At 72.2% G+C, this 7,723-nt stretch carries 10 protein-coding genes and 1 riboswitch; of the genes, 8 read left to right on the forward strand and 2 right to left on the reverse strand.

Going from position 1 to position 7,723, the window contains the following annotated elements:
• Positions 1-9: 9 nt before the first annotated feature.
• A complete protein-coding gene (locus A6Q81_RS14350; RefSeq protein ID WP_286690881.1) occupies positions 10-381 on the reverse strand; it encodes a hypothetical protein in 372 nt (123 codons plus the stop codon).
• A 226-nt stretch (positions 382-607) separates the two neighbouring features.
• A riboswitch (SAM riboswitch) is annotated at positions 608-734 on the forward strand.
• Positions 735-807: 73 nt separating this feature from the next.
• Between A6Q81_RS14350 and thrC the strand changes: the two genes are divergently transcribed.
• Positions 808-2,061, forward strand: a complete 1,254-nt coding sequence (thrC, locus tag A6Q81_RS14355) for a threonine synthase (RefSeq protein WP_067861222.1) — start codon at positions 808-810, stop codon at positions 2,059-2,061.
• Positions 2,062-2,101: 40 nt separating this feature from the next.
• Positions 2,102-2,380 carry a ubiquitin-like small modifier protein 1 gene (locus tag A6Q81_RS14360; RefSeq protein ID WP_067854124.1) on the forward strand — a complete coding sequence of 93 codons (279 nt, stop codon included), beginning with the start codon at positions 2,102-2,104 and terminating at the stop codon, positions 2,378-2,380.
• Positions 2,381-2,770: 390 nt separating this feature from the next.
• Here the strand turns inward: A6Q81_RS14360 and A6Q81_RS14365 are convergent, their stop codons facing one another.
• Complete coding sequence (locus A6Q81_RS14365; RefSeq protein ID WP_286690882.1) at positions 2,771-3,184, reverse strand: DUF4870 domain-containing protein; 414 nt, start codon at positions 3,182-3,184, stop codon at positions 2,771-2,773.
• Between the two features lie 235 nt (positions 3,185-3,419).
• Between A6Q81_RS14365 and A6Q81_RS14370 the strand changes: the two genes are divergently transcribed.
• The 6 genes from A6Q81_RS14370 to A6Q81_RS14395 all read left to right on the forward strand — a co-directional run.
• On the forward strand, positions 3,420-3,620 hold the full coding sequence (locus tag A6Q81_RS14370; RefSeq protein ID WP_067854132.1) for a cold shock domain-containing protein: 201 nt from the start codon (positions 3,420-3,422) through the stop codon (positions 3,618-3,620).
• Between the two features lie 102 nt (positions 3,621-3,722).
• Positions 3,723-5,603: a hypothetical protein gene (locus A6Q81_RS14375; protein WP_286690883.1), complete on the forward strand. Its 1,881-nt coding sequence runs from the start codon at positions 3,723-3,725 to the stop codon at positions 5,601-5,603.
• Positions 5,600-5,809: a hypothetical protein gene (locus A6Q81_RS14380; protein ID WP_067854138.1), complete on the forward strand. Its 210-nt coding sequence runs from the start codon at positions 5,600-5,602 to the stop codon at positions 5,807-5,809. The genes A6Q81_RS14375 and A6Q81_RS14380 overlap by 4 nt, the downstream gene beginning before the upstream one ends.
• Positions 5,806-6,234, forward strand: a complete 429-nt coding sequence (locus A6Q81_RS14385) for a cupredoxin domain-containing protein (RefSeq protein WP_067854141.1) — start codon at positions 5,806-5,808, stop codon at positions 6,232-6,234. Before A6Q81_RS14380 ends, A6Q81_RS14385 begins: the two co-directional genes overlap by 4 nt.
• A 2-nt stretch (positions 6,235-6,236) precedes the next feature.
• Positions 6,237-7,496 carry a hypothetical protein gene (locus A6Q81_RS14390; RefSeq protein WP_286690884.1) on the forward strand — a complete coding sequence of 420 codons (1,260 nt, stop codon included), beginning with the start codon at positions 6,237-6,239 and terminating at the stop codon, positions 7,494-7,496.
• Positions 7,497-7,531: 35 nt separating this feature from the next.
• Positions 7,532-7,723: hypothetical protein (locus tag A6Q81_RS14395; RefSeq protein WP_286690885.1), on the forward strand; the 192-nt coding region annotated here is incomplete at its 3' end.

Consider the following 7,723-nt stretch of genomic DNA (forward strand, 5'->3'; position numbering starts at 1 on the left):
CGGTCGGTCTCAGCCGACCGTGGCACTCCCTCCGGTCCGTTGCGCCCACCCCAGGCTCAGCCGGACGTCGTCGAGGCCGGCGTAGCGCGTCTCGACCCGCGCCACGCACACGGCGACGTCCGTCGGGTCGTCGTGCTCCTCGCACTCCGCCGTCGCCTCCGAGAGCGTCGGCGGGTGCTCGACGCTGCCGTCGAGCCGCGTGACCGAGAACCCGTACCGGGCGTCGCCCTCCACGGCGACGATCGTGCTGCCGGGCCAGGGCGGCGCGGCGTCGCCGGCCGACGGCGCACCCGGGCTGGACGGGGCGCCGGGCAGGGCGGGGCTGAACAGGAAGGGGGCCGCGAGGGCGGCGAGCAGGGCGGGGACGGGGGGAACGGGCACGGTGACCTCCGGATCGACGACGCCGGTCGGTCCGACGCCGCTCAGGACATGGCCGCTCGCGGCGGTCCGCGGTCCGCGGACCCAGCTGCTGTGGACGCGCGCCCGCGGGCCCGGCGTGCCACGCTCGGGCTGTGGACACCCGCCCTCCGGTGCTCGACCCGCGGACGCGCGATCTCGTCATCCGGACCGAGTGGACACATGGTGAGACGCCTGCCTAGGCTGGTCTCGCTCATCCAGAGGGGTTCAGGGACACGGCCCGACGACGCCCCAGCAACCAGCTCCGCACGTCCGCCCCGGACGCGGGAGCCAGGTGCTCATTCCGTCCCGACCACCGTGGTCGGGAAAGATGACCAGGAGGTTCTCGTGAGCATCACCGCCCCCACCCCCACCGCCGCAGGCACGTCCGGCTCCGCCGACGACGCCGAGGTGGACGTCCGCGGCTCGCTCCGAGACGGCGCCTTCGGCTCCGCGACGGGCCTCGTCTGTCGCGAGTGCGGCGCGACGCGCGAGCTCGGCCCGCACTACGCGTGCCACGACTGCTTCGGCCCGCTCGAGGTCGCCTACGACTTCGGCACGGTCACCCGCGAGCAGATCGAGGCCGGCCCGCGCAACATCTGGCGCTACAAGGCCCTCCTGCCGGTCCCCGAGGACATCGAGTCCAGCCCCAACACCGAGCCCGGCTTCACGCGCCTGCTCGAGGCCCGCAACCTCGCCGACGAGCTCGGCATCGCGCGGCTGTGGGTGAAGGACGACAGCACGAACCCCACCAACTCCTTCAAGGACCGCGTCGTCGCCTGTGCGCTGAGCGCCGCCACCGAGCTCGGCGCCAAGGTCTTCGCCTGCCCCTCGACCGGCAACCTGGCCAACGCCGTGGCCGCGGCGGGTGCCCGCGCCGGCATCCGCACGGTGGTCTTCATCCCGAGCAACCTCGAGACGCCGAAGCAGGTCAACTCGGCCGTCTTCACCGACAACCTGGTGGCCGTCGAGGGCAACTACGACGACGTCAACAAGCTCGCCAGCGAGATCGCCGGCGAGGAGGACGGCTGGGCGTTCGTCAACGTCAACGTGCGTCCGTTCTACGCGGAGGGCTCCAAGACGCTCGGCTACGAGATCGCCGAGCAGCTGGGCTGGCGCCTGCCCGACCAGATCGTCATCCCCGTGGCGTCGGGCTCGCAGCTCACGAAGGTGCACAAGGCGTTCCAGGAGCTGATCACGCTGGGGCTCGTCGAGGACAAGCCCTACAAGGTCTTCGGCGCCCAGGCCGAGGGCTGCAACCCGGTGGCCACGGCGTTCGCCGAGGGCCACGACGCTATCCGTCCGGTCAAGCCCGACACGATCGCGAAGTCGCTGGCCATCGGCAACCCCGCCGACGGCATCTACGTGCTCGACGTGACGCGCTCGACCGGCGGCGCCGTCGAGCAGGTCAGCGACGACGAGATCCGCGAGGCGATCGTGCTGCTCGCCCGCACCGAGGGCATCTTCACGGAGACGGCCGGCGGCACCACGCTCGCCACGCTCAAGAAGCTCGTGGCCACGGGCGCGCTCGACCCGGACCTCGAGACGGTCTTCATCAACACCGGTCACGGCCTGAAGACCCTCGACGCGGTGTCGGGCTCGGTCGGACCGGCCGCGACCATCGCTCCCACCTACGACGCGTTCGTGGCCTCCGGCCTCGCCTGAGCCCCGTCCGCCCAGCCCTCATCGAATCCAGGAGACCACTGTGTCCGTGTCCGTCCGCATCCCCACCATCCTGCGCAGCTACACCGGCGACTCCTCCTCGGTCTCGGCCGAGGGCGCCACGCTGACGGAGGTGCTCGACTCCCTCGAGTCGAACCACCCCGGCATCAAGGCGCGCATCGTCGACGAGGACGGCAAGCTGCGTCGCTTCGTCAACGTCTACGTCGCCGAGGAGGACGTCCGCTTCGCGCAGGGTCTGGACACGCCCGTGAAGGACGGCAGCCAGGTCAGCATCATCCCCGCCGTCGCTGGGGGCGCCTGACCCCGACCGAGCGCAGCTGGGGGCACCCCCGCTTGCGGGGGCGGGAGCGGGTCGGGCGAGTGGAGCCGTCGCAGGAAGGGCGTAGCCGCGACGGACGAGTAGTGCGCGCCGAAGGCGCCCCGCCTGGAGCCCGCGCACCCAGGGCGTGGCCGCGCGGGAGATCGAGACCTGGTGGGTGTGCAGACCCAGCCGCGCACGAGCCGTTGCCGGGTGGTCTCGATACGCCGGTCCGCGCTCCTTCGTCGCCGGACCAGCTACTCGACCAGCGGTGGTCGCTTGTCGTCATGGCTCCGTGGTCGGCGTCCAGCCGTTGCCGGGTGGTCTCGATACGCCTTCCCGCGCTCCTTCGTCGCCGGGACGGCTACTCGACCATCGGGATCGGCGGCGGGCTCAGCGGACGAACCGCGGCGTCAGCGGCGGGTTCCACCAGACGCCGTTGCTGGAGCGGACGGCGCCGAGGACGTGCAGCACGACGGCGACGACGATCACCAGCGGGTACAGGACGAAGCCGATGAGGACCAGCATCAGCAGGGCCGAGATCACGAGGTAGATCAGCGTCGTGATCTGGATGTTCAGGGAGTTGGCGGCCTGACGTCGCGCGAACTCGCCCTTGTCCTTGTACATGAGGTAGATGACGAGCGAGGCGACGAAGCCCAGCGTCCCGGCGCTCACCACGAGCGCGGCGGCGGGGATGGCGTGGACGACGACGCCGACGTTGCGCTCGGTCGTGTCGGGCGTCGCGGCGCTGCCGGACGTGGTGCCGGGGTTCTCCTGGTCGTCGGGCCAGCCGGGGTACGCGCTCATGGGTCCTCTTCTCATGACGGGTGGTCTGCGTCCAGCCAAGCACGCCCGTCCTGGTCGCGCGACGTCTCCCGGGGTGGAGTCCGGGTCCCCCCAGGGGCACGGGGGTCCGAACCCTGGGGCGTCGGGGGGTGTCCGGCGGGTGAACCGCACCCTTCTGCCGTTCGTCCGACGCGTATAGGCTCGGTGCCGGACCGGGCCGGTCCGGTGGTCGATCGCCGTCAGGTGGGAGTGCGTCATGGTGCAGGGCACCGTCAAGTGGTTCAACGCCGCGAAGGGCTACGGCTTCATCGAGGTGGAGGGCCAGGGCGACGTGTTCGTCCACTGGTCGCGCATCAAGTCCGACGGGTACAAGACGCTCGACGACGGCCAGTCCGTCGAGCTCGAGGTCGTCGACGGGCCGAAGGGCCGCGAGGCGCACGAGGTCGTCGGGCACTGATCCGGACGACGTCGGCGTGACCGTGGGGCGCGCCGTCGGGGCCCTCGCGGGCGGCCGTATCCGACACTTGCGGTGTCACATGGCCGCTGACATACTCCCGGAATGTTCCCCGCATCCCTCCGCGCCGCCGAGCCCTCCTCGGTCGGCGGGGCCGCCCTCGACCAGGTGCTCGGCCTCAGCGTCGGCGCCGCCGTCGTCACCGCGGTCCTCGTCTACGTCGCCTGGGCCCACCGCACCCACCGCATCGAGTGGTTCCAGCGTCTCGGCGACGCGCTGCACGCGCGCACCGGTGAGCCCGGCTGGGCGTCGATCCCGGCCCTGTTCGTCGCCAGCTCGCTCGTCGTGGCCCTCCTCGGCTTCCTCTGGGACGTCAGCCTGCACGCCGGGCGAGGTCGCGACGAGGGACCGCTCGCGAACCCCGCGCACTACCTGATCCTCTACGGCCTGTTCGCCCTCTTCGTCGCCGGCATGAGCGCGGTCGTGTTCCCGCGCGACGGCCAGAAGCCCGGCATCGCGTCGGTGCGGATCACCCGCCGCTGGTACGCGCCGGTGGCCGGCATCTTCATCGCGGCCTGCGGCTTCTACGCCCTCATCGGCTTCCCGCTCGACGACGTCTGGCACCGGCTCTTCGGCCAGGACGTCACGCTCTGGGGCCCGACGCACCTCATGCTCATCGGCGGTGCGGGTCTGTCCACGGCGGGCATCATCCTGCTGCACCGCGAGGCGGAGTTCTCCGAGGAGTGGAAGCGCTCGGCCGACAACCACAGCGCCCGCACGCTGCACAAGCTGACCCTCTCGATGGCGTTCGGTGGTCTGCTCATCGGCCTGTCGGTGTTCCAGGCCGAGTTCGACTTCGGCATCGCGCAGTTCCGCATGGTGTTCGCGCCGCTGATGATCGCCGCGGCGGCCGCGCTCACGCTGGTGGCCGCCCGTCTGTACGCCGGACCCGGCGCTGCCCTGTTCGCCGCGTTCTTCTTCGTCATCGTGCGCGGCGTGGTCTCCTTCATCGTCGGCGACGTGTTCGGCCAGGCGAACCACGTCTTCCCGCTCTACCTGGGCAGCGCCCTGCTCATCGAGCTGCTGGCGCTCAGCAGGCTCAAGGAGCGGCCGCTCGTCTTCGGCGCGGTCGGTGGCCTCCTCATCGGCACCGTCGGGTCCGTCATCGAGAAGTTCTGGAACGACGCCGTCTTCCAGTTCCCGTGGCCCCAGGACATCTGGCTGGAGAGCCTGGTCACCGTCGTCCCGGTCGCCGTCGGGGCGGGACTGTGCGGTGCGCTGTTCGCCGTGGGTCTCGACGGTCGGCTCCCCGTCAACCGCTGGGTGGGCCGCTCGATCGTGGTCGGGTCGATCCTCGTCACGTCGTTGGCCGTCGCCAACGGCCTGAACGCCACGGTCCCCGACGACGCGCAGGTGCGGTTCACGGTGCAGCAGGTCGGCACGGAGGACGAGCCCGAGGTCATGGTGCAGGCCACCACCACCGAGGGTCTCATCGACGCGCACCCGACCTGGGTGCAGATCACCGCCTGGCAGGGCGGCGGCGCGGGCGTGGTCACGCAGCAGCTGCGTCGCACCGGGCCCGACTCGTGGGAGACCACGAGCCCGGTCCCGATCGGCGGCAGCTGGAAGACGCTCCTGCGCGTCCAGGACGGACGCATGCTCACCGCGGCCCCCATCTTCCTGCCCGCCGACGAGGCGCTGGGTGCGGAGGAGGTGCCGGCCGAGGCCGAGATGACGCGCGACTTCGTCCCGGAGATCACGATCCTGCAGCGTGAGCGCGAGCTCGACACGTCGCCCTGGCTCTGGGGTGCTGCGAACCTCGTGGTCCTCGTCTGCAGCCTGGCCATCCTGGCGGGCATCAGCGTGGCCGTGGCCCGGGTCTCCGGCGCGATCGCCCGCGAGGGTCGGCGGCGCCGCGAGGAGCTCGAGTCCGGACCCGGTGGCGGCGACGGCGTCGACGAGGGCAGCGGGGCCGGCCGGGCGTGACGCCCGGGGAGGTGCTGTGGGCGCACCACGCGGCCCTCGTCGCGATCCCGGCCTTCGTGCCGGCCATCGTGGTCGTGGCCGTCGTGCTCCACATCGCCCGCAAGGACCGTCGGGACGAGGCCGAGGAGCGTGAGCTGATCGAGCGTGCGTTCCGCCCCGACGACGATGCCCCCGACGAGACCGACGACGACAGGAGAGATCGATGAGGACCACGTGGGCCGGGTGCGTGCTCGGGGCCCTGCTGCTCGCCGGCTGCGGCGCGGGGGAGGACGTCCCCGACGCGTCGACGTCGTCGACCCCGTCGGCGACCGCCACCGCGACGGCGTCCGGCACACCCCCGACGAGCGCGACGCCGGACTCCGAGGGCGTGACGGTGGAGGTGAGGCTCACCGCCGACGGACCGCAGCCCCGCGGCAAGCGGGTGAAGGTGAAGGTCGGCGAGCCGGTCACGCTGACCGTGACGGCCGAGGTGGCTGACGAGGTGCACGTGCACTCCGACCCGGAGGTGAGCATCGACGTCCAGCCGGGTGAGACGGTGTCGCGCACGTTCACCCTCGATCGTCCGGGCCAGGTGGCGGTGGAGTCGCACGAGACCCACGCGACCATCGTCCAGCTCGTCGTCCGGCCCTGACCGTGCTCGACCTGCTGCCGCAGCACGGCGTGGGCGGCTCGACCGACCTGCCCGTGCCGTTCCTGTACGCCGTCGTGGGCGCGAGCTGGGCCCTGACGATCTCCTTCGCCGTGCTCGCGTTCGCCTGGAAGGAGCCGCGGCTCCAGCCTGCGGCGGAGCAGCCCGGCGGGGCTGACGAGCCGCGACGTCGACCGTGGTTGGCGGTCGTGGGTCTGCTGCTGGCCGCGTGGTTCCTGGGCGCGCTCTTCCTGGGACCCGACGACGCGTCGAACCCGGGCATCGGGGCGTTCTACGTCCTCGTGTGGGTGGGGCTGGTGCCGCTCGCGCTGCTGGCGGGGCACGTGTGGAAGGACCTGTCGCCGTGGCGCTCGGTCCAGTGGCTGGTGGGTCGGCTCACGGGTCGTCCCGACGGGTTCGTGGTCTACCGCCCGGCGTGGGGCTACTGGCCTGCGGCGGCCGGGCTGTTCGCGTTCGTGTGGCTCGAGCTCGCCTCTCCCGACGCCGGCTCCGTCGACGCGGTGCGCACGTGGGTGGCGGTCTACGTCGTCGTGACGGTGGCGGGTGGCGTCGTGTTCGGGCCGCGCTGGTTCGACCGTGCCGACCCGTTCGACGTGTACAGCGCCGTGGTGGCGCGGCTCGCGCCGCTGGTGCGCGACCGGCGCTTCGCGCCGCACAACCCGCTGCGCTCGCTCCCGCTGCTGCCCGTGGCGCCCGGGATCGTCGCGGCGGTGTCGGTGCTCCTCGGGTCGACGGCGTTCGACAGCTTCTCCGCGTCGCAGGCCTGGCAGTCGGCGGCGCACTCCACGCTCACCACGTCGCTCGTGCTGCTGCTGTTCTGCGTGGTGGTGGCGGTGGCGTTCGTGGCCGCCTCGGTGGCTACGGGAGGGGTGACGTCGGCCCAGCGCCGAGCGCTGCCGGGGCTGATGGCGCACTCGCTGGTGCCGATCGTCGTCGGCTACGTCTTCGCGCACTACCTGACCTACCTCGTCGAGCGCGGTCAGGGCGTGGTGATCGGCCTGCTGCAGCTGCTCGGCACGGGCGACGGGCTCACGGTGTCGTACGTCCTGTCCGAGCACCCCGACCTCCTCGCGGTCTACAAGGTCGGATTCGTCGTCGCCGGGCACGTGGTGGCGGTGGTCGCGGCGCACGACAAGGCCCTCGAGGTGCTGCCGCGCGCGCACCGCCTCACCGGCCAGCTCGCGATGCTCGTGCTCATGGTCGGCTACACCTTCACGGGCATCTACCTGCTGCTCTCGGTCTGAGCCCGTCCTCGGGCCGCCGCTCGTAGACTGGTGCGATGGGAACGGGTGCCGCAGCGGTCGGGGAGCTGTCGGCGCACCCCGTGGCGGTCCTCGCCATCCCGGCGTTCGTCCCCGTGGTGGGCATCGTCCTGACCGTCCTCTGGATCGCCCGCCAGGACCGCCGGGCCGCGGCGCAGGAGGCCGACCCCGACCCCCGCCCCGACCCGTCGGCCGCGCCGCCCCTGCTC

It is taken from the genome of Aeromicrobium sp. REDSEA-S38_B2, from assembly GCF_001628525.1.
Classification (GTDB): Bacteria; Actinomycetota; Actinomycetes; order Propionibacteriales; family Nocardioidaceae; genus Aeromicrobium; species Aeromicrobium erythreum.